The 19,322-nt window shown below is 71.5% G+C and carries 21 protein-coding genes; 20 read left to right on the top strand and 1 reads right to left on the bottom strand.

The genetic code is table 11. The features are described 5' to 3' along the window. Position 1 precedes the first annotated feature (1 nt). The 7 genes from JOF41_RS28210 to JOF41_RS28180 all read left to right on the top strand — a co-directional run bounded on the left by JOF41_RS28210 (position 2) and on the right by JOF41_RS28180 (position 4,745). On the top strand, positions 2-490 hold the full coding sequence (locus tag JOF41_RS28210; RefSeq protein ID WP_229795774.1) for a DUF3592 domain-containing protein: 489 nt from the start codon (positions 2-4) through the stop codon (positions 488-490). A 42-nt stretch (positions 491-532) separates the two neighbouring features. After that, positions 533-1,468 (top strand): 1,2-phenylacetyl-CoA epoxidase subunit PaaA, encoded by a 936-nt coding sequence (gene paaA, locus JOF41_RS28205; RefSeq protein ID WP_209623099.1) that lies wholly within the window; start codon positions 533-535, stop codon positions 1,466-1,468. Continuing rightward, positions 1,465-1,749: a 1,2-phenylacetyl-CoA epoxidase subunit PaaB gene (gene paaB, locus JOF41_RS28200; protein ID WP_189224070.1), complete on the top strand. Its 285-nt coding sequence runs from the start codon at positions 1,465-1,467 to the stop codon at positions 1,747-1,749. Before paaA ends, paaB begins: the two co-directional genes overlap by 4 nt. Beyond that, entirely contained in the window at positions 1,746-2,633 is an 888-nt protein-coding gene (gene paaC / locus JOF41_RS28195; protein ID WP_209623097.1) for a 1,2-phenylacetyl-CoA epoxidase subunit PaaC, read from the top strand. The genes paaB and paaC overlap by 4 nt, the downstream gene beginning before the upstream one ends. After that, positions 2,627-3,133, top strand: a complete 507-nt coding sequence (gene paaD, locus JOF41_RS28190) for a 1,2-phenylacetyl-CoA epoxidase subunit PaaD (protein ID WP_209623096.1) — start codon at positions 2,627-2,629, stop codon at positions 3,131-3,133. The genes paaC and paaD overlap by 7 nt, the downstream gene beginning before the upstream one ends. Next, a complete protein-coding gene (gene paaE / locus JOF41_RS28185; RefSeq protein ID WP_209623094.1) occupies positions 3,133-4,167 on the top strand; it encodes a 1,2-phenylacetyl-CoA epoxidase subunit PaaE in 1,035 nt (344 codons plus the stop codon). The genes paaD and paaE overlap by 1 nt, the downstream gene beginning before the upstream one ends. A gap of 107 nt (positions 4,168-4,274) precedes the next feature. Continuing rightward, complete coding sequence (locus tag JOF41_RS28180) at positions 4,275-4,745, top strand: hypothetical protein (protein WP_209623093.1); 471 nt, start codon at positions 4,275-4,277, stop codon at positions 4,743-4,745. 106 nt (positions 4,746-4,851) lie between these two features. Here the strand turns inward: JOF41_RS28180 and JOF41_RS28175 are convergent, their stop codons facing one another. Next, a complete protein-coding gene (locus tag JOF41_RS28175) occupies positions 4,852-5,679 on the bottom strand; it encodes an inositol monophosphatase family protein (RefSeq protein ID WP_189224075.1) in 828 nt (275 codons plus the stop codon). 236 nt (positions 5,680-5,915) lie between these two features. Between JOF41_RS28175 and JOF41_RS28170 the strand changes: the two genes are divergently transcribed. The 13 genes from JOF41_RS28170 to nuoK all read left to right on the top strand — a co-directional run bounded on the left by JOF41_RS28170 (position 5,916) and on the right by nuoK (position 19,315). Continuing rightward, positions 5,916-6,602 (top strand): demethylmenaquinone methyltransferase, encoded by a 687-nt coding sequence (locus JOF41_RS28170; protein ID WP_189224076.1) that lies wholly within the window; start codon positions 5,916-5,918, stop codon positions 6,600-6,602. A gap of 216 nt (positions 6,603-6,818) precedes the next feature. Beyond that, positions 6,819-8,099 (top strand): geranylgeranyl reductase family protein, encoded by a 1,281-nt coding sequence (locus tag JOF41_RS28165; protein ID WP_189224077.1) that lies wholly within the window; start codon positions 6,819-6,821, stop codon positions 8,097-8,099. A 617-nt stretch (positions 8,100-8,716) separates the two neighbouring features. Further along, positions 8,717-9,082, top strand: coding sequence for an NADH-quinone oxidoreductase subunit A (locus tag JOF41_RS28160; RefSeq protein ID WP_189224078.1), 366 nt, complete (start codon positions 8,717-8,719; stop codon positions 9,080-9,082). 7 nt (positions 9,083-9,089) lie between these two features. After that, positions 9,090-9,638 carry a NuoB/complex I 20 kDa subunit family protein gene (locus JOF41_RS28155; protein ID WP_189224079.1) on the top strand — a complete coding sequence of 183 codons (549 nt, stop codon included), beginning with the start codon at positions 9,090-9,092 and terminating at the stop codon, positions 9,636-9,638. 53 nt (positions 9,639-9,691) lie between these two features. Further along, positions 9,692-10,390 (top strand): NADH-quinone oxidoreductase subunit C, encoded by a 699-nt coding sequence (locus JOF41_RS28150; RefSeq protein WP_229795842.1) that lies wholly within the window; start codon positions 9,692-9,694, stop codon positions 10,388-10,390. Continuing rightward, entirely contained in the window at positions 10,387-11,781 is a 1,395-nt protein-coding gene (locus JOF41_RS28145) for an NADH-quinone oxidoreductase subunit D (RefSeq protein WP_189224081.1), read from the top strand. Before JOF41_RS28150 ends, JOF41_RS28145 begins: the two co-directional genes overlap by 4 nt. Continuing rightward, on the top strand, positions 11,778-12,578 hold the full coding sequence (gene nuoE / locus JOF41_RS28140) for an NADH-quinone oxidoreductase subunit NuoE (protein WP_229795777.1): 801 nt from the start codon (positions 11,778-11,780) through the stop codon (positions 12,576-12,578). Before JOF41_RS28145 ends, nuoE begins: the two co-directional genes overlap by 4 nt. An 11-nt stretch (positions 12,579-12,589) precedes the next feature. Then, entirely contained in the window at positions 12,590-13,882 is a 1,293-nt protein-coding gene (gene nuoF / locus JOF41_RS28135; RefSeq protein ID WP_189224082.1) for an NADH-quinone oxidoreductase subunit NuoF, read from the top strand. After that, the gene (locus JOF41_RS28130; RefSeq protein WP_209623090.1) at positions 13,879-16,329 is read left to right on the top strand and encodes an NADH-quinone oxidoreductase subunit G; all 2,451 of its coding nucleotides are present in this window, start codon (positions 13,879-13,881) and stop codon (positions 16,327-16,329) included. Before nuoF ends, JOF41_RS28130 begins: the two co-directional genes overlap by 4 nt. After that, on the top strand, positions 16,326-17,636 hold the full coding sequence (gene nuoH / locus JOF41_RS28125; protein ID WP_189224083.1) for an NADH-quinone oxidoreductase subunit NuoH: 1,311 nt from the start codon (positions 16,326-16,328) through the stop codon (positions 17,634-17,636). Before JOF41_RS28130 ends, nuoH begins: the two co-directional genes overlap by 4 nt. Beyond that, a complete protein-coding gene (nuoI, locus tag JOF41_RS28120; protein ID WP_189224084.1) occupies positions 17,623-18,189 on the top strand; it encodes an NADH-quinone oxidoreductase subunit NuoI in 567 nt (188 codons plus the stop codon). Before nuoH ends, nuoI begins: the two co-directional genes overlap by 14 nt. Continuing rightward, entirely contained in the window at positions 18,186-19,019 is an 834-nt protein-coding gene (locus tag JOF41_RS28115) for an NADH-quinone oxidoreductase subunit J (RefSeq protein WP_229795785.1), read from the top strand. The genes nuoI and JOF41_RS28115 overlap by 4 nt, the downstream gene beginning before the upstream one ends. Beyond that, positions 19,016-19,315: an NADH-quinone oxidoreductase subunit NuoK gene (gene nuoK, locus JOF41_RS28110; protein WP_189224085.1), complete on the top strand. Its 300-nt coding sequence runs from the start codon at positions 19,016-19,018 to the stop codon at positions 19,313-19,315. The genes JOF41_RS28115 and nuoK overlap by 4 nt, the downstream gene beginning before the upstream one ends. Positions 19,316-19,322: the final 7 nt, after the last annotated feature.

Genomic DNA, 19,322 nt, shown 5'->3' with positions numbered 1-19,322 from the left:
TATGGAGTCGAGGCTGAGATTCCGCCGCCGGCCAGCCCTAGACTCCTCAGTTGTGGTGGACAACGCAGTGCGGACCGGGGTGGCCGGGCGGGTGCGTCGGCTGGCCGCTCGGGCGCTGCTGGTCGTCGGCGGGGTGATCACGCTCGTCGGCGTGCTGCTGCTGGTGGCCTGCTGGCGGGACGACCAGGCCATCGAGGCGCGGCTGGGCCGGGCCACCGCGGAGGTGGTGTCGGTCTCGCTGCAGCGCACGGTGGTGCGCTTCGCCACGCCGGACGGCGCGGTGCACAGCCCGTCGCAGGGCGTGCTCTACCCGGAGGGGTTGGCTCCGGGGCAGCTGGTGCGCATCGAGTACGACACCGACAACACCGAGTTGGCGCGGGTGGCGGGCCGCACGGCGCGGTTGGCGCTGCTGCCGGTGGGGACGTTCCTGCTGGCGGTGTGGGCGGTGCTGGGGCCGCTGGTGTGGTGGCTCCGCCGACGTCCTTTGTGACAGTTATCCCGCGAACGGCGTCTCGGGTGTAACATCGGCCTCATGGACCTGGAGGCCGAGTTCGAGCGCGCCGTCGCCGCCGAGCGGCGCGTCGAGCCGAGGGACTGGATGCCCGACGGCTACCGCAGGACGCTGATCCGGCAGATCGCCCAGCACGCCCACTCCGAGATCATCGGGATGCAGCCGGAGGGCAACTGGATCAGCCGCGCGCCCTCGCTGCGGCGCAAGGCGATCCTGCTGGCCAAGGTCCAGGACGAGGCGGGCCACGGCCTCTACCTCTACGCCGCCGCCGAGACCCTGGGCGCCGACCGCGGCGAGCTGACCGACAAGCTCATCGACGGCAAGCAGAAGTACTCGTCGATCTTCAACTACCCGACGCTGTCCTACGCCGACGTCGGCGTGATCGGCTGGCTGGTCGACGGCGCGGCCATCTGCAACCAGGTGCCGCTGTGCCGGACCTCCTACGGCCCCTACGCGCGGGCCATGATCCGCATCTGCAAGGAGGAGTCCTTCCACCAGCGGCAGGGCTACGAGCTGCTGATGACGATGATGTCCGGCACCGACGCGCAGCGCGCCATGGTGCAGGAGTCGGTGGACCGCTGGTGGTGGCCGTCGCTGATGATGTTCGGCCCGCCGGACGCGGAGAGCGCCAACACCGAGCGGTCGATGGCGTGGCGGATCAAGCGCAACACCAACGACGAGCTGCGGCAGAAGTTCGTCGACATGACCGTGCCGCAGGCGGAGAAGCTGGGCGTCACGCTGCCCGACCCCGAGCTGCGGTGGAACGCCGAGCGCGGCCACTACGACTTCGGCCAGCCGGACTGGCGGGAGTTCTGGCAGGTGGTCGGCGGCAACGGGCCGTGCAACGCGCAGCGCCTCGCGCACCGGCGCAAGGCCCACGAGGACGGCGAGTGGGTGCGGCAGGCCGCCGCGGCGCACGCCGCCAAGCGGGCAGGCAGGCGGGAGGAGGTCGCGTGAGCTCTTCATGGCCGCTGTGGGAGGTCTTCGTCCGCGGCAAGCGCGGGCTCAACCACGTGCACGTCGGCTCGCTGCACGCGCCCGACGCCGAGATGGCCCTGCGCAACGCGCGCGACGTCTACACCCGGCGCAACGAGGGCGTGTCGATCTGGGTCGTGCCCGCCGAGGCGATCACCGCGTCGTCACCGGACGAGAAGGACCCGTTCTTCCAGCCCAGCGGCGACAAGGTCTACCGGCACCCCACGTTCTACGCGATCCCCGAGGACGTGCCGCACCTATGAACGCCGACAGCGTTTACGACGGGCTGGTCGACCAGGAGGACGCGCACTGGGCGTTCGGCACGGGCTTCCACGAACCGCTGGCGGGCGTGGACCGCGCCGTCCCCGACGTGGACCGGGCCGATCTCACCGCGTACTGCCTGATGCTGGGCGACGACGCGCTGGTGCTGTCCCAGCGGCTGGCCGAGTGGTGCTCGCGCGCCCCCGAACTGGAGGAGGACGTGGCGCTGGCCAACATCGCGCTCGACCTGCTCGGGCAGGCGCGGCTGCTGCTGACCCGCGCGGGCGAGGTCGAGGGCGCGGGGCGGGACGAGGACGCCCTGGCCTACCTGCGCGACGAGCGCGAGTTCCGCAACGTGCACCTGGCCGAGATCGAGTGCGGCCCGTTCGCGGGCGGCGACTTCGCCACCACCATCGCGCGGCTGCTGGTGTTCTCGTCGTGGAAGCTCGCCCAGTACTCGCGGCTGCGCGGCAGCGCCGACCCGGTGCTGGCGGCGGTCGCCGCCAAGGGGCTCAAAGAGCTGGCCTACCACCGCGACCACGCGGCGCAGTGGACCGTGCGGCTCGGCGACGGCACGGAGGAGTCGCACCGCCGGATGCGCGCCGGGCTGCACCGGGTGTGGCCGTTCCTGGACGAGCTGTTCACCGCGCACCCCGTGGAGCTGCGGCTGCCGGGCGTGGCCGTGGACCCGGCCGGGTTGCGCTCCGAGGTGGAGGACGTGCTGGCCGAGGTGTGCCGGGCGGCCGGGCTGGAGCTGCCCGACCCCGTGCCCGCCGCGCGGGTGGCGGGCAAGGCCGGGCGCGACGGCGTGCACACCGAGGCGATGGGCTACCTGCTCGCCGAGATGCAGCACCTGCACCGGTCGCTGCCGGGGGCGAAGTGGTGACCGCGCCGGAGATCACGGCCCTGGAGGTCGCGGCGCGGGTGCGCGACCCCGAGCTGCCCGTGTTGACCCTGGCCGACCTGGGCGTGCTGCGCGAGGTGGTGGAGCGGGACGGCCGGGTCGTGGTGACCATCACCCCCACCTACTCCGGCTGCCCGGCAGTCGAGGAGATGGGCGCGGACCTGCGCCGCGCGCTGCGCCGGGCGGGCTTCGCCGAGGTCGAGGTGCGCACGTCGCTGCACCCGGCGTGGACCACCGACTGGATCACCGAGGACGGGCTGCGCAAGCTGCGCGAGGCGGGCATCGCGCCGCCGTCGCGCCTGGGGCCCCGCGCCGCCGGACCGGTGCCGCTGAACCTGGCGCCGCCGTCGCGGCGGGTGCCGTGCCCGCGCTGCGGGTCGCCGCGCACCACCGAGCTGTCCCGGTTCGGCGCCACCGCGTGCAAGGCCCTGCGCCGCTGCGAGGACTGCGCGGAGCCGTTCGAGCACGTCAAGGAGATCTGATGGCGCGCAACGAGTTCCACAAGCTGACCGTGGCCCGCGTCGACCGGCTCTGCGACGACGCCGCGGCGATCACCTTCGACGTGCCGCCCGAGCTGGCCGGGCAGTTCGCGTTCCGGGCGGGCCAGCACGTGACCCTGCGCAGCGGCGACGAGCGCCGGTCGTACTCGATCTGCGCGCCCGTCGGCGCACCGCTGCGGATCGGCGTGCGGCGGGTGGAGGGCGGGCTGTTCTCGGTGCACCTGGTGGACCGCGTGCAACCCGGCGACGTGCTGGAGGTGCAGCCCCCGCAAGGCCGCTTCACGCCGTCCTCCGGCGACCACCACGGCCTGGTGGTCGCGGGTTCGGGCATCACCCCCGCGCTGTCCATCGCGGGCACCGCGTTGGCCCAGGGGGCGCGCGTGACGCTGCTGTACGGCAACCGGCGCACGGACACGGTGATGTTCGCCGAGGAGCTGGCGGACCTGAAGGACCGCTACCCGGCGCGGTTCCAGCTCGTGCACGTGCTCTCCCGCGAGCCGCGCGACGTGGAGCTGTTCAGCGGTCGCCTGGACGCGGCGAAGCTGTCGGCGCTGCTGGACACCGTGGTGCCCGCGGCCGACGTCGACCACTGGTGGCTGTGCGGGCCGTACGGGCTGGTCCGGGACGCGCAGTCGGTGCTGGCCGCGCGCGGGGTCGACCCGTCGCGCGTGCACCACGAGCTGTTCTACGTCGACGAGCCGCCGCCCCCGCCGCGCAGGCCCGAGCGCGTGCTGGAGGCCGCCTCGCAGGGCACGGTCGTGCTGGACGGCCGCAGCACCCCGGTGCCGCTGCCCGCCGACGTGCCGATCCTCGACGCGGCCCAGCGGGTCCGCTCGGACCTGCCGTTCGCCTGCAAGGGCGGGGTGTGCGGGACGTGCCGGGCGCTGGTCACCGAGGGCGCGGTGGACATGCGGCGCAACTACGCGCTGGAGCCGGGGGAGGTCGCGGCGGGCTTTGTGCTGACCTGCCAGTCGGTGCCCGCCACCCCACGGGTGACGGTCGACTTCGACGCCTGATTGAGCCGAATGGAGTATGCGAATGCTCCTAAGGGATCATCTTCGGCATGTCTTGGCACGCTTTCCTCGACGAGTCCCGTCGGGGCTCCACCTACCTGGTCGCGGTCGTGATCGTTCCGATCAGGAAGCTCGACGTCACGCGGTGCGCGATGCGGCGGCTGACCAAGCCCGGACAACGCCGGGTCCACTTCAACGACGAGGGGGATCGCCGTCGTCGCGAGGTGCTCAGCAGGATCGAGGATTTCGGTTTGCGAGGACTGATCTGGCACTGCCGCGAGAGCAACGACGTGCGGGCGCGACAGGTGTGTCTCACCGACGTGGTGCCCCACCTGGTCGATCCCGGGGTGTCCCGGCTGGTCCTCGAAAGCTGCCAGCATCAGGACGCCGAGGACCGGAGAGTCCTCGCGGGTGCTGTTCGGAAAGCGGGCGGTGGGTTGAGCTACGCGCACTTCAAGCCTGCTGAAGACCCCGTGTTGTGGATCAGCGACGCGCTCGCCTGGTGCTACGGGGCAGGCGGTGATTGGCGGCGTCGGGTGAGCGGCCTGCTCGACGGGGTGATCGACCTGAATCGGTCCTAGACAGCGCGAAACCCGGCAACCGGTCGTCCGGCCGGTGAACCGGGTTCACTTCCAGCCCCTATTGGGGCTGGCGAGGATCACTGTAGTGCATTCGGAGCAGCGCTGTCTACCGGCTCGTCGAGGACTGCCACCAGCCCAGCACCTCCTCGGCCACCTCCGGCATGGCCACCAGCAGCCCGTCCACCGGCAGCGGCGCGTCCGCGCCCCGCCGGTCCAGGACCGTCGCGCCCGACTCCACGGCCAGCGCCACCGCTCCGGCGACGTCCCACTCGTGGTAGGTGTGCAGCACGGCCGCCGCCGCGTGCCCCAGCGCCACCTGGGCCACGGCCAGCGCCTTGGACCCCAGCACGCGCACCCAGGTGCCCGCCGCCGCCGCGTGGGAGATGAACTCGCCCATCCCCGGCCACGGCCCGGTGCGCGTCATCTCGGTGCACACGATCGAGCTGCGCGCCCGGTCGGGCAGCTTCACCGGCATCCCGTTGGCGCGCATCCCGCGCCCCCGCGCCGCCGCGTAGATCTGCGCCCGGTACGGGTCGGCCACCACGCCGACCACCGGCCCCCAGCGGTCCACCAGCGCCAGGCTGTAGGCGCACCAGGGCATCCCGGCCACGTAGTTCGCGCCGCCGTCCACCGGGTCGACCACCCAGCGGTACTCGGCGTCCCCGGTCACCCCGGCGTCGGAGTCCTCGCAGAACACCGGGATGGTGGGGAACTCCTTGGCCAGCACGCGCCGGGTGTGCCGCTCCAGGGTGCGGTCGGTGTCGGTGACCCAGTCGAACGGCGAGCCGTCCTCGGCGCCCGGCCTGGCGCCTCGGCCCGCGGTGGCCATGATGACGTCGGAGGCGTCGTTGGCCAGACCTCCCGCGACTTCGAGCGCTATCGACACCAGCGCGGGGTCGACGGGCTGGACGGGTCGGGACGACAAGACGGTCATGCCGCATTAGTGTCACCGCCCTCGGTGTCCGAGACACGTCCTCCAGGTGAAGCGGGGACCAACGTCGCCCCTGACGCGCGGATTTGGGCGGCCGTTCCCCGAGTTGTCACGCCCGCGTGGACTCATCATCCCGTGAATCGCGCGTTCCGGCACCGATCGGGGACGCGGCTCGCCGTGCTCGGGCGCGTGACGCGCGCGGTGTGCCGGGCTCGCGGGGTGTCACCTAGTCTTCCCCCATGGCGCGTGCAGGTCTGGACAAGAACCCCCGCGAGGTCGCCGAGATGTTCGACGGCGTGGCCAAGGGCTACGACCGGACGAACTCGGTCATGACACTGGGGTTCGACCGGCGCTGGCGGGAGTGGAGCAGGCGGGTGCTGGACACCCGGCCGGGGGAGAAGGTGCTGGACCTGGCGGCGGGCACGGCCGTGTCGACGGTCGAGTACGCGTCCTCGGGCGCGTGGTGCGTGGCCGCTGACTTCTCGCTGGGGATGCTGCGGGGCGGGGCGCACCGGCCGGTGCCGAAGGTGGCCGCCGACGCGCTGCACCTGCCCTTCGCCGACGGCGCGTTCGACGCGGTCACGGTGTCCTTCGGGCTGCGCAACTTCTCCGACACGGAGGCCGCGCTGCGCGAGATGGCCCGCGTGGTGCGGCCCGGCGGGCGGTTGATGATCTGCGAGGTCTCCACGCCCACGTTCCGCCCGTTCCGGTACGTCTACATGCGCTACCTGCTGCGCATCCTGCCCTTCATCGGCCGGTTCGTGTCGTCCAACCCGGAGGCGTACCACTACCTGGCCGAGTCGATGCGCGCGTGGCCGGACCAGCGGGCCCTCGGCGAGATCATCGCCAAGGCGGGCTGGGAGGACGTGGCCTGGTTCAACCTCACCGGCGGCATGGTCGCGCTGCACCGCGCCACGAAGCCCTGATCGCCGCGCCGCCGGGGCGGCCTCGCGGGGTGGTCCCGGGGTGCGTCACCTGATCCGGTGGGACGGGTGGGGGTCGGGTGGTGGATAGCGGCCCCCGGAGGGGGTGTCGGGTAGTACTTGCAGGCGCCTTGGAGTGGGCGTGAGCAGGTGGGTGGTGTTATCGGGCGCAAGTAGACTCGCGCCTGGACTTTGTGAACACGTGCACAAGGAGCGGGGATGACGACTCCCAGCCGCCGCAAGGCAGGCGAGGACGCCGAGGTGATCGTGGTGGGCGCGGGCCCGGCGGGCTCCACCGCGGCCACCTACTTGGCTCGCGCGGGCCTGGACGTGCTGCTGCTGGAGAAGGGCAGCTTCCCCCGCGAGAAGGTCTGCGGCGACGGGCTCACCCCGCGCGGCGTCAAGCAGCTCATCGACCTGGGCATCGACACCCGCGAGGAGGCGGGCTGGCTGCACAACCGCGGCCTGCGGGTGGTCGGCGGCGGCGTCACGCTGGAGCTGGACTGGCCGGAGCTGGCCACGTTCCCGCCCTACGGCGTGGTGCGCCCGCGCCAGGACTTCGACGAGATGCTGGCCCGCACCGCGCAGCAGGCGGGCGCCCGGCTGCTGGAGCAGACCAACGTCACCGGCGCGGTGGTCGAGCGCGGCCGGGTGGTCGGCGTCACCGCCAAGGTCGGCCCCGACCGCAAGCCGGTGACCTACCGCGCGCCGCTGGTGCTGGGCTGCGACGGGGTGTCCGCGCGGCTGGCGCTGTCGGTGGGCATCCAGAAGGACGACGCCAAGCCGATGGGCGTGGCGGTCCGCCGCTACTACGCCAGCCCGCGCACCAAGGACGACTACCTGGAGTCGCACCTGGAGCTGTGGGACCGCGCCAACGACGTGCTGCTGCCCGGCTACGGCTGGATCTTCGGCATGGGCGACGGCACGGTCAACGTCGGCCTGGGCATCCTGTCCACGTCCAAGGCGTACGGCACCACCGACTACCGCGCGCTGCTGCGGTCGTGGTTGGACGGCACCCCGGAGGAGTGGGGTTTCCGCGAGGAGAACGCGACCAGCCGGATCGGCGGCGCGGCGCTGCCGATGGGCCTGAACCGCAAGCCGCACTACCGCGACGGCCTGCTGCTGGTGGGCGACGCGGGCGGCATGGTCAACCCGTTCAACGGCGAGGGCATCGGCTACGCGATGGAGTCGGCCAGGATCGCCGCGGAGAGCGTCGTGCAGGCGCTGGCCAGGCCGGAGGGCGCGAGCCGGGAGCGGGCGCTGCACGGCTACCCGGTGCGCATCGAGCAGGCGCTGGGCAGCTACTACCGGCTGGGCAACATCTTCAGCAAGCTGATCGGCAACCCCACCATCATGCGCACCGCCACCAAGTACGGGCTGCCGCGCAAGACGCTGATGCGGCTGGTGCTCAAGCTGCTGGCGGGGCTGTACGACCCGAAGGACGGCGACGCGTTCGACCGCGTCATCACCGCCGCGACGAAGCTGGCCCCCACGGCCTGAGCGGGACCGCGCGACCGGACCGGTGGCCCGCCTGAGCGGACCACCGGTCCGGTCGATCTTTTTTGACCGATCCTCACGTTCCGCAGTCGTTTCGGACGTGTCCCAGGCCACTCGGCACCGCCTTCGCCCTGGTGATCCACCACACCTTCGCGCAGGCCGTTGAGCTGCGCAGACGTGCCTCTCGGCGGCATCGTCCGGGAATTCGCCATTTTCGACAATCACCAGATAAACGGGCTGCGGATACCGCTGCGAAATGAGACGCGGACCGACTGGCGTGCTCACCTGAACGGACTAATGCCGGCGCACTGGTGGTGATCATCGTCGCGACCGGCGGGCGGGAGCGTCCGGGGGCCGCTGTGAGCCCCGTCGCACACCGTTGAACCCGCAGGTCAGGCACATAGCCGGGGGTGTGCGTCAGGCCTCTGTGTGACGTTCTACACTAGCTGGCGGTCTTGTGAATCACTTCACAACCGAGTGGGATGGCTTGTGAAGTGTTTCACAAGCGACCTGCGGATTGTTAGGCCCGCCTAACTTCCGGAGGCGGCAAGAACACCCTTTAGGGTGCGCAACAGTCAGCGGTTCACAGCGCCGTGACAGCGAGGAAAGGACGACGGAGCGTGCTTGACCCCTACCTCCCCCTCGTACTGATGTTCGCCCTCGCCGCGGCGTTCGCGCTGTTCTCGGTGACGGCCGCGCCCTACATCGGCCCCCGCCGCTACAACCGGGCCAAGCTCGACGCCTACGAGTGCGGGATCGAGCCGTCGCCGCAGCCGATCGTGGGCGGCGGCCGGATGCCGGTCGCCTACTACCTGACGGCGATGCTGTTCATCCTGTTCGACATCGAGATGGTGTTCCTCTACCCCTTCGCGGTCTCCGCGAACCGGCTCGGCCTGTTCGGCCTGGTGGAGATCGCCCTGTTCATCGCGACGGTCGGCTTCGCCTACGCCTACGTGTGGCGTCGCGGCGGCCTGGACTGGAACTGAGGGAATCATGGGTCTCGAGGAGAAGCTCCCCAACGGCATCCTGCTGACCAGCGTCGAGAAGCTGGTCAACTGGACCCGCAAGTCCTCGCTGTGGCCTGCCACCTTCGGCCTGGCCTGCTGCGCGATCGAGATGATGACCACCGGCGGCCCGCGCTACGACCTCGCGCGGTTCGGCATGGAGGTCTTCCGCGCCTCGCCGCGCCAGGCCGACCTGATGATCGTCGCGGGCCGGGTGACCAACAAGATGGCGCCGGTGCTGCGCCAGATCTACGACCAGATGCCCGAGCCGCGCTGGGTGCTCGCCATGGGCGTGTGCGCCTCCAGCGGCGGCATGTTCAACAACTACGCGGTCGTGCAGGGCGTGGACCACGTCGTGCCGGTCGACATGTACCTGCCGGGCTGCCCGCCGCGGCCGGAGATGCTGATGGACGCGATCCTCAAGATCCACGCGAAGATCATGGACGAGCCGCTGGGGCCGACCAGGGCCGCGCTGCTGGCCGAGCAGGGCCACCGCACCGAGCTCATCCCGTCCTCCCAGCGCTTTGCGAAGAAGTGAGCGGCATGGCTGACGACGACAACAAGCACCCCGAGGCGCTCAGCTCGGCGAGCATGGGCGAGGCCGAGCACGAGGAGCACCTGGAGCGCGGCGGCGTGGTCGCGGGGCGCAACCGCACCGGCATGTTCGGCGTGTCCGGCAGCGGCGACACCTCCGGCTTCGGCGGCCTGAAGCTGCCCGCGCACGTGGCCGCGCCCTCGGAGCGCCCCTACGGCGGCTGGTTCGACGAGGTCGCCGACGAGCTGCTGGCCGCGATCCGGGAGCGGGGCCTGCCCGCCGACACGGTCCAGCAGATCACCGTCGACCGCGGCGAGATCACCTTCTACCTGCGTCGCGAGCACCTGGTCGAGGTCGCCCGCATCCTGCGCGACGACCCGGCGCTGCGGTTCGAGCTGTGCAGCTCGGTCTCCGGCGTGGACTACGGCCCCGAGGCCCCGCAGCGGCTGCACTCGGTCTACCACCTGACCTCGATGACCTACCGCAGGCGCATCCGGCTGGAGGTCGCGGTCGAGCTGGACGACCCGCACGTGCCCAGCGTGGTCGCGGTCTACCCGACGGCGGACTGGCAGGAGCGCGAGGCCTGGGACATGTTCGGCATCGTCTACGACGGCCACCCTGGGCTGACCCGCATCCTCATGCCGGACGACTGGGACGGCCACCCGCAGCGCAAGGACTACCCGCTCGGCGGCATCCCGGTGGAGTACAAGGGCGCGGAGATCCCCCCGCCAGACCAGAGGCGGTCCTACTCATGAGCGAACGGCTTTCCGACGTCACCACGGGCACCGACACCAGCGGTCCCGGCCGTGACAGCGACTCGTACGACGCCAACCAGGGCGGCGACCCCTACGCCGAGTCCCGCGAGACCACCGAGGGCCGGGTCTACACGGTCACCGGCGGCGACTGGGACGAGGTGCTGGCCGAGGCGGCGGGCGACGAGCGCATCGTCATGAACCTGGGCCCGCAGCACCCGTCCACGCACGGCGTGCTGCGGCTGGTGCTGGAGCTGGAGGGCGAGACCGTCACCCAGGCCCGCAGCGTCATCGGCTACCTGCACACCGGCATCGAGAAGAACTGCGAGTACCGCACCTGGACCCAGGGCGTCACGTTCGTGACGCGCATGGACTACCTGGCGCCGCTGCACAACGAGGCCGCGTACTGCCTGGCGGTGGAGAAGCTGCTGGGCGTGACCGCGCCGCAGCGCGCCCAGGTCATCCGGGTGCTGCTGATGGAGCTCAACCGGATCAGCTCGCACCTGGTGGCGCTGGCCACCGGCGGCATGGAGCTGGGCGCGCTGACCGGCATGACCGCCGGCTTCCGCGAGCGCGAGGAAGTGCTGCACCTGCTGGAGTTCCTGACCGGCCTGCGGATGAACCACGCCTTCATCCGCCCCGGCGGCGTGGCGCAGGACCTGCCGCAGGGCGCCGAGGACCGCATCCGCGAGTTCATCCGGGTGATGGACTCCCGGCTGCCGGACTACGACAAGCTGCTCACCGGCCAGCCGATCTGGCGCAACCGCCTGGCGGGCGTGGGCTACCTGCCGGTGGACGCCTGCCTGGCGCTGGGCGTGACCGGTCCGGTGCTGCGCTCCGCGGGCCTGCCGTGGGACCTGCGCAAGGTCGAGCCGTACTCGGGCTACGAGCAGTACGAGTTCGAGGTGCCCACGGCCACCGAGGCCGACTCGTTCGCCCGCTACCGGCTGCGGGTGGAGGAGATCCACCAGTCGCTCAAGATCATCCGGCAGGCGGTGGACAAGCTGGCCCCCGGCCCGGTCATGGTGGAGGACGCCAAGATCGCCTGGCCCGCGCAGCTGACCATCGGCCCGGACGGCATGGGCAACTCGCTGGAGCACGTGCGCAAGATCATGGGTCAGTCCATGGAGTCCCTGATCCACCACTTCAAGCTGGTCACCGAGGGCTTCCGGGTCCCGCCGGGCCAGGTGTACGTGCCGATCGAGTCGCCGCGCGGCGAGCTGGGCTACCACCTGGTCTCCGACGGCGGCACCCGGCCGATGCGCGTGCACGTGCGCGAACCCAGCTTCGTGAACCTCCAGTCGATGCCCGCGATGTGCGAGGGCGGCATGGTCGCCGACGTCATCGCGTCGGTGGCCTCTATCGACCCGGTGATGGGTGGTTGTGACCGATGAGCACTTCCGAAGAGGTCTACGCGGCCTCGCCGCTGGACCCCGTCGAGACGCAGCGGCTGGTCCAGGAGACCCCCGCCGACACCAGCGTGTTCGACGAGCTGACCGAGCAGCGCGCGCGGGAGATCATCGCGCGCTACCCGGTGCCGCGCTCGGCGCTGCTGCCGATGCTGCACCTGGTGCAGTCGGTGGAGGGCCACGTCAGCCAGGCGGGCATCGCGTTCTGCGCGGACCTGCTGGACCTGACCGCGGCCGAGGTCAGCGCGGTGGCCACCTTCTACACCATGTACAAGCGCCGCCCCTGCGGCGAGCACCTGGTCAGCGTGTGCACCAACACGCTGTGCGCGGCGCTGGGCGGTGACGCCATCTACGCCAAGCTGCGCGAGCACCTGGGCAGCGACGGCAAGCCGCTGGGCCACGAGGAGACCTCGGGCGAGCCGGGCGCGCCCGGCTCGATCACCCTGGAGCACGCCGAGTGCCTGGCCGCGTGCGACCTGGGGCCGGTGCTGCAGGTCAACTACGAGTTCTTCGACAACCAGACGCCGGAGAAGGCGCTGGAGCTGGTCAAGGCGCTGCAGGCGGGGGAGAAGCCGAACCCCACCCGCGGTGCGCCGCTGACCGACTTCCGGCAGGCCGAGCTCCAGCTCGCGGGCTTCTTCGAGGGGCGGGAGGCGGACCTGGACGGCCCGTCGGCCGCGCCGGAGACCGTTCGCGGGGCCAGGATCGCCGCCGAGCGCGGGTGGACCGCCCCGGCCATGCCGGACCACGCGGAGTTCCCGCCGCTGCCGGAGAAGAAGTAGGGGAGGGTGACGTGGTCGACCAACTGACTCCCGTCCTGACCAAGCGCTGGCTGTCGCCGCGCTCGTGGACGCTGAAGACCTACGAGCAGCTGGAGGGGTACACGGCGCTGCGCAAGGCGCTGGCCGCCCACCCCGACCAGATCATCCAGCAGTGCAAGGACTCCGGGCTGCGCGGTCGCGGCGGCGCGGGCTTCCCCACCGGCATGAAGTGGGGCTTCATCCCGCAGGGCGACGGCAAGCCGCACTACCTCGTCATCAACGCCGACGAGGGCGAGCCGGGCACCTGCAAGGACATCCCGCTGATGATGGCCGACCCGCACTCGCTGATCGAGGGCATCATCATCACCTCGTACGCGATCCGGGCGAACTTCGCCGCGATCTACGTGCGCGGCGAGGTGCTGCACTGCATCCGCAGGCTCAACGCGGCGGTCAAGGAGGCCTACGCGGCGGGCTACCTGGGCAAGGACATCCTGGGCAGCGGCTTCGACCTCGACGTGGTGGTGCACGCGGGCGCGGGCGCCTACATCTGCGGCGAGGAGACCGCGCTGCTGGACTCGCTGGAGGGCCGCCGGGGCCAGCCCCGGCTCAAGCCGCCGTTCCCGGCCACCGCGGGCCTGTACGCCTCGCCGACCGTGGTCAACAACGTGGAGACCATCGCCAGCGTCCCCTACATCGTCAACGGCGGCGCGGACTGGTTCCGCACCATGGGCCGCGAGCGCTCGCCCGGGCCGAAGATCTACTCGATCTCCGGCCACGTGGAGAAGCCCGGCCAGTACGAGGCGCCGATGGGCACCACGCTGCGGCAGCTGCTGGAGCTGGCGGGCGGCATGAAGGACGGCATCCCGCTGAAGTTCTGGACGCCGGGCGGCTCGTCCACCCCGCTGTTCACCGCCGAGCACCTGGACGTGCCGCTGGACTTCGAGGGCGCGGCCGAGGCGGGCTCGATGCTGGGCACCACCGCCGTGCAGGTGTTCAACGAGACCGTGTCCGTGCCGTGGGCGGTCATGAAGTGGACCGAGTTCTACAAGCACGAGTCGTGCGGCAAGTGCACCCCGTGCCGCGAGGGCACCTACTGGCTGGTGCAGATCCTGCAGCGGATGGTGCGCGGCGAGGGCACCCCCAGCGACATCGACACGCTGCTCGACGTCTGCGACAACATCCTGGGTCGCTCGTTCTGCGCCCTGGGTGACGGCGCGGTCAGCCCGATCACCAGCGGCATCAAGTACTTCAAGGACGAGTTCCTGGCCTTGTGCGACCAGAACGCCAAGTACGAGGCCACCGAACTGGCGGGAGCAAGCGCATGACGATCGCCCCTGACAAGAGCTCGGAGGTCGTGGTCCCCGAGGGCCACGTGAAGCTCGTCATCGACGGCGTGGAGGTCGTCGCGCCCAAGGGCGAGCTGCTCATCCGGACCGCCGAGCGGCTGGGCATCGTGGTGCCGCGGTTCTGCGACCACCCGCTGCTGGACCCGGCGGGCGCGTGCAGGCAGTGCCTGGTCGAGGTGGAGATGGGCGGGCGGCCCATGCCCAAGCCGCAGGCCTCCTGCACCATGACCGTGGCCGACGGCATGGTGGTCAAGACCCAGCTGACCTCGCCGGTGGCGGACAAGGCGCAGCAGGGCGTGATGGAGCTGCTGCTGATCAACCACCCGCTGGACTGCCCGATCTGCGACAAGGGCGGCGAGTGCCCGCTGCAGAACCAGGCGATGAAGCACGGCCGGGCGGACTCCCGCTTCCACGAGCGCAAGCGGACCTTCCCCAAGCCCATCCCGATCTCCACGCAGGTGCTGCTCGACCGCGAGCGGTGCGTGCTGTGCCAGCGCTGCACCCGGTTCTCCGCGCAGGTCGCGGGCGACCCGTTCATCGAGCTGCTGGAGCGCGGCGCGCAGCAGCAGATCGGCGTGGCGCAGGAGAAGCCGTTCCAGAGCTACTTCTCCGGCAACACCATCCAGATCTGCCCGGTGGGCGCGCTGACCAGCGCCGCGTACCGGTTCCGGGCGCGGCCGTTCGACCTGGTGTCCACGCCCAGCGTGTGCGAGCACTGCGCGTCGGGCTGCTCGACCCGCACCGACTGGCGGCGCGGCAAGGTGCAGCGCAGGCTGGCGGGCGACGAGCCCGAGGTCAACGAGGAGTGGACCTGCGACAAGGGCCGCTTCGCGTTCCGCTACGCCACCGCCGCCGACCGGATCACCCGGCCGCTGGTGCGCGACCGGGAGTCCGGCGAGCTGCGCGAGTCGTCCTGGACCGAGGCGCTGCAGGTGGCCGCCGAGGGGCTGGCCAAGGCCCGCGACGGCCGGGGCGCGGCGGTGCTGGCGGGCGGCAGGCTGACCGTCGAGGACGCCTACGCCTACTCGAAGTTCGCCCGGATCGCGCTGCGCACCAACGACGTCGACTTCCGCGCCCGGCCGCACTCGGCCGAGGAGCTGGAGTTCCTCACCAGCTCGGTGCTGGGCGCCACGCCGGACAACGGCGGGGTGACCTACAAGGGCGTCGAGGCGGCCCCGGCCGCCCTGCTGGTGGCCTTCGAGCCGGAGGAGGAGTCGCCGATCGTCTTCCTGCGGCTGCGCAAGGCCGTGCGCAAGCACCGCGCCAAGGTCTTCCACCTGGGCCAGTTCACCACCCCCGCGGTGGAGAAGACCAACGGCACGCTGCTGGCGTGCGTGCCCGGCGGCGAGCCCGCCGCGCTGAACGCGCTGCCCGAGCACGCCCCCGACGTGGTCGAGGAGCTGGCCAAGCCCGGCTCGGTGATCCTGGTCGGCGAGCGCGCCGCCGAGGTGCCCGGCCTGTTCTCCGCGGTCGCGGCGCTGGCCGGGCGGACCGGCGCGCGGGTCGCCTGGGTGCCCCGCCGCGCGGGCGAGCGCGGCGCGCTGGAGACCGGCCTGCTGCCCACCCTGCTGCCGGGCGCCCGCCTGGTCACCGACGCGGACGCGCGGGCGCACGTGGAGCGGTCGTGGGGCCTGGAGCCGGGCGCGCTGCCCGCCGCGCCGGGCCGCGACACCACCGGCATCCTCACCGCCGCCGCGAGCGGCGAGCTGGACGCGCTGGTCGTGGGCGCGGTCGACCCGTTCGACCTGCCCGACCCGGCGCTGGCCGAGCGGGCGCTGTCGCGGGCGCCGTTCGTGGTCAGCCTGGAGATCCGGCACAGCGCGGTCACCGCGCACGCCGACGTGGTGCTGCCGGTCGCCCCGGCGGTGGAGAAGTCCGGCAGCTACCTCAACTGGGAGGGCCGCCGCCGCCCGTTCGCCACCACCCTGGAGGGCACCGGCGCGCTGCCCGACGGCCGGGTGCTGGACACCCTGGCCGTGGAGATGGACGCCGACCTGTTCACCCAGACCCCGGCCGCCGCGGCGGCCGACCTGGAGCGGCTGGGCGCGGCCACCGTGCGGGCCGCCGCGCCGACCGTGCCCGCGCCGCTGCTGAGCCAGCCCAAGGCCGGGCAGGCCGTGCTGGCCACCTGGCGGCGGCTGCTGGACAACGGGTCGCTGCAGGACGACGAGCCGAACCTGGCGGGCACCGCCCGGCCGGTGGTGGCCAAGCTGTCCGAGGCCACCGCCCAGTCGCTGGGCGTGGTGCTGGGCGGTGAGATCACCGTCGCCACCGAGCGCGGCGCGGTGGTGCTGCCGGTCGAGGCGGCCGACCTGCCCGACGGCGTCGTGTGGCTGCCCGGCAACTCGGGCGCGGTCGCGGTGCGGCGCTCCCTGGCCGCGGGCCACGGCTCGGTGGTGGCTGTTTCCCCCGGAGGCAACGCATGAGCAAGACAGCGGAACTGCTCGCGGACGACCCGCTCTGGCTGATCATCGTCAAGGTCGTGGGGATCTTCGCGTTCCTCGTGGTGATGACCCTGTTCATGATCAACTGGGAGCGCAAGGTCGTCGCGCGGATGCAGCAGCGGCCCGGCCCCAACCGGGTCGGCCCCGGCGGCTGGCTGCAGTCGCTGGCCGACGGGCTGAAGCTGGCGTTCAAGGAGGACATCCGGCCGGTACTGGCCGACAAGTGGGTCTACTTCCTGGCCCCGGTGATCTCCTGCGTGCCCGCGTTCCTGGCCTTCGCGGTCATCCCGATCGGCGGCGAGGTCTCCATCTTCGGCGAGCGCACCGCGCTGCAGCTGGTCGACCTGCCGGTGGGCGTGCTGGTGGTGCTGGCCTGCTCCTCGGTCGGCGTCTACGGCATCGTGCTGTCCGGCTGGGCCTCCGGCTCGCCCTACCCGCTGCTGGGCGCGCTGCGCTCGGCCGCGCAGGTGATCTCCTACGAGATCGCGATGGGCCTGTCGATCGTGGCCGTGGTGATGAACTCCGCCTCGCTGTCCACCGCCGACATCGTCGAGGCCCAGGCGGGCGGCTGGTACTTCTACCTGCTGCCGGTCAGCTTCGCGATCTACGTGATCTCCATGGTCGGCGAGACCAACCGCGCCCCCTTCGACCTGCCCGAGGCCGAGTCGGAGCTGGTCGGCGGCTTCCACACGGAGTACAGCTCGCTGAAGTTCGCGCTGTTCTTCCTCGCCGAGTACATCAACATGGTCACCGTCTCGGCGCTGGCCACCACGCTGTTCCTGGGCGGCTGGCGCTTCCCGTTCGTCGGCGACGACCACCTGCTCAACAGCGGCTGGTTCGGCCTGCTGTGGTTCGTGCTCAAGACGCTGGCCTTCCTGTTCCTGTTCATCTGGCTGCGCGGCACGCTGCCCCGCCTGCGCTACGACCAGTTCATGCGGCTGGGCTGGAAGTTCCTGGTCCCGATCGCGCTGGTGTGGTTCGTGGCGGTGGCCTTCGCCCGCTACGTCCGCCAGGAGATCGAGGCGGGCGGCCTGGCCACCGGCACGGTGCTGGCGGTGTTCGGCGCGGTGCTGGCCGCCGTGCTGCTGATCGCCTTCCTGCTGCCGGACCGGCGCGAGGAGCGCGACCCCAACGCGGTGCCGGTCACCGGCGGCGGCTTCCCCGTGCCGCCGCTGGACCTGGCCGTGCCCAAGGCGCCCCCGCGCCGCCGCGACGTCGAAGTGGCGCGGCTGCCCAAGGAACCCGCTGCAGTAACCACCGGCAAGGAGGCTGGCGATGGGGATGCTTGATCCCGTCAAGGGCTTCGGCGTGACCTTCGGGACGATGTTCAAGAAGGTCGTCACCGAGGAGTACCCCGAGGTCAAGAAGGTCACCGCGCCGCGGTTCCACGGCCGCCACCAGCTCAACCGGCACCCGGACGGGCTGGAGAAGTGCGTCGGCTGCGAGCTGTGCGCCTGGGCCTGCCCGGCGGACGCGATCTTCGTCGAGGGCGGCGACAACACCGAGGACGAGCGCTACTCGCCCGGTGAGCGCTACGGCGCCGACTACCAGATCAACTACCTGCGCTGCATCGGCTGCGGCCTGTGCATCGAGGCCTGCCCGACCCGCTCGCTGACCATGACCAACGAGTACGAGCTGGCCGACGACAGCAGGCAGAAGCTGATCTTCACCAAGGAGGACCTGCTCGCCCCGCTGCTGCCCGGCATGGAGCAGCCGCCGCACCCCATGCGGCTGGGCGAGAACGAGCAGGACTACTACGTCAACGGCCCGGCGCTGGCGCGCGAGGCCGGGGTGCCCAAGGGCGCGACGGTGGAGACCGGGTCAGAGGAGGCGCGCAAGTGAGCCTCACGCTCCTGGCCCAGCCGGGGATCACCCAGCAGGTGGCCGACACCGTCACCACCGGCGAGGCGGTCGCGTTCTGGGTCCTCGGACCGCTCGCGCTGGCGGGCGCGCTGGGGATGCTGTTCGCCCGCAACGCGGTGCACTCGGCGCTGTGGCTGGTGCTGACCATGCTCAGCCTCGGCGTGCTCTACATGGTCCAGCAGGCGCCGTTCCTCGGCTTCGTGCAGATCATCGTCTACACCGGCGCGATCATGATGCTGTTCCTGTTCGTGCTGATGCTGGTCGGCCGGGACAGCTCCGACTCGGTGGTGGAGGTGCTGCGCGGCCAGCGGTTCGCCGCCACGGTGCTGGGCATCGGCTTCGCGGGCCTGGTGGTGGGCGCGCTGGGCCGCGCGCTCACCGACGTCACCCCGGTCGGCCTGGTCACCCCGAACACCACCAACGGCGGCAACGTGGCCAACATCGGCCAGCTGCTGTTCACCGACTACCTGTTCCCCTTCGAGCTGACCTCGGCGCTGCTGATCACCGCCGCGATCGGCGCGATGGTGCTGGCGTTCGCCTCGCGCGCCAAGCAGACCCGCAAGACCCAGCGCGAGCTGGTCGAGGAGCGCTTCCGGGGCGAGCGCCCCGGCTCGCTGCCCGGCCCCGGCGTGTTCGCCACCGCCAACTCGGTGGCCACGCCCGCGCTGCTGCCCGACGGCTCGGTGGCGCGCGAGTCGCTGTCCGAGATCGTCGAGCCGACCGCGAAGGAGCGCCTGGACGACGACGTCGCCGAGGTCTCCGGCACCGGTCACCGGCCCGACGCGCGCGCGCTCAAGGGAGAGTCGTGACCCCTACCTACTACCTGCTGCTGTCCGCGCTGCTGTTCAGCCTCGGCGCGGTCGGTGTCCTGGTGCGGCGCAACGCCATCGTGGTGTTCATGTGCGTGGAGCTGATGCTCAACGCGGTGAACCTCAGCCTGGTCACGTTCGCCCGCATCAACGGCGAGCTGGACGGCCAGGTCATGGCGTTCTTCGTGATGGTCGTGGCCGCGGCCGAGGTCGTGGTCGGCCTGGCGATCATCATGGCGATCTTCAAGACGCGTCGCTCGGCCTCGGTCGACGACTCCAACCTGCTGAAGTACTGAGGGGTCA

This window comes from Saccharothrix coeruleofusca, from assembly GCF_017876325.1.
In the GTDB taxonomy this organism is placed as follows: domain Bacteria; phylum Actinomycetota; class Actinomycetes; order Mycobacteriales; family Pseudonocardiaceae; genus Actinosynnema; species Actinosynnema coeruleofuscum.
This window is presented reverse-complemented; position numbering and strand designations above follow the sequence as displayed.

What these genes read in the sequence shown, in the direction of transcription:
- JOF41_RS28210 (WP_229795774.1), top strand. Translation starts at nt 2, where the DNA reads ATGGAGTCGAGGCTGAGATTCCGCCGCCGGCCAGCCCTAGACTCCTCA.
- paaA (WP_209623099.1), top strand. Translation starts at nt 533, where the DNA reads ATGGACCTGGAGGCCGAGTTCGAGCGCGCCGTCGCCGCCGAGCGGCGC.
- paaC (WP_209623097.1), top strand. Translation starts at nt 1,746, where the DNA reads ATGAACGCCGACAGCGTTTACGACGGGCTGGTCGACCAGGAGGACGCG.
- paaE (WP_209623094.1), top strand. Translation starts at nt 3,133, where the DNA reads ATGGCGCGCAACGAGTTCCACAAGCTGACCGTGGCCCGCGTCGACCGG.
- JOF41_RS28175 (WP_189224075.1), bottom strand. Translation starts at nt 5,679, where the DNA reads ATGACCGTCTTGTCGTCCCGACCCGTCCAGCCCGTCGACCCCGCGCTG.
- JOF41_RS28170 (WP_189224076.1), top strand. Translation starts at nt 5,916, where the DNA reads ATGGCGCGTGCAGGTCTGGACAAGAACCCCCGCGAGGTCGCCGAGATG.
- JOF41_RS28165 (WP_189224077.1), top strand. Translation starts at nt 6,819, where the DNA reads ATGACGACTCCCAGCCGCCGCAAGGCAGGCGAGGACGCCGAGGTGATC.
- JOF41_RS28155 (WP_189224079.1), top strand. Translation starts at nt 9,090, where the DNA reads ATGGGTCTCGAGGAGAAGCTCCCCAACGGCATCCTGCTGACCAGCGTC.
- JOF41_RS28150 (WP_229795842.1), top strand. Translation starts at nt 9,692, where the DNA reads ATGGGCGAGGCCGAGCACGAGGAGCACCTGGAGCGCGGCGGCGTGGTC.
- JOF41_RS28145 (WP_189224081.1), top strand. Translation starts at nt 10,387, where the DNA reads ATGAGCGAACGGCTTTCCGACGTCACCACGGGCACCGACACCAGCGGT.
- nuoE (WP_229795777.1), top strand. Translation starts at nt 11,778, where the DNA reads ATGAGCACTTCCGAAGAGGTCTACGCGGCCTCGCCGCTGGACCCCGTC.
- JOF41_RS28130 (WP_209623090.1), top strand. Translation starts at nt 13,879, where the DNA reads ATGACGATCGCCCCTGACAAGAGCTCGGAGGTCGTGGTCCCCGAGGGC.
- nuoH (WP_189224083.1), top strand. Translation starts at nt 16,326, where the DNA reads ATGAGCAAGACAGCGGAACTGCTCGCGGACGACCCGCTCTGGCTGATC.
- nuoI (WP_189224084.1), top strand. Translation starts at nt 17,623, where the DNA reads ATGGGGATGCTTGATCCCGTCAAGGGCTTCGGCGTGACCTTCGGGACG.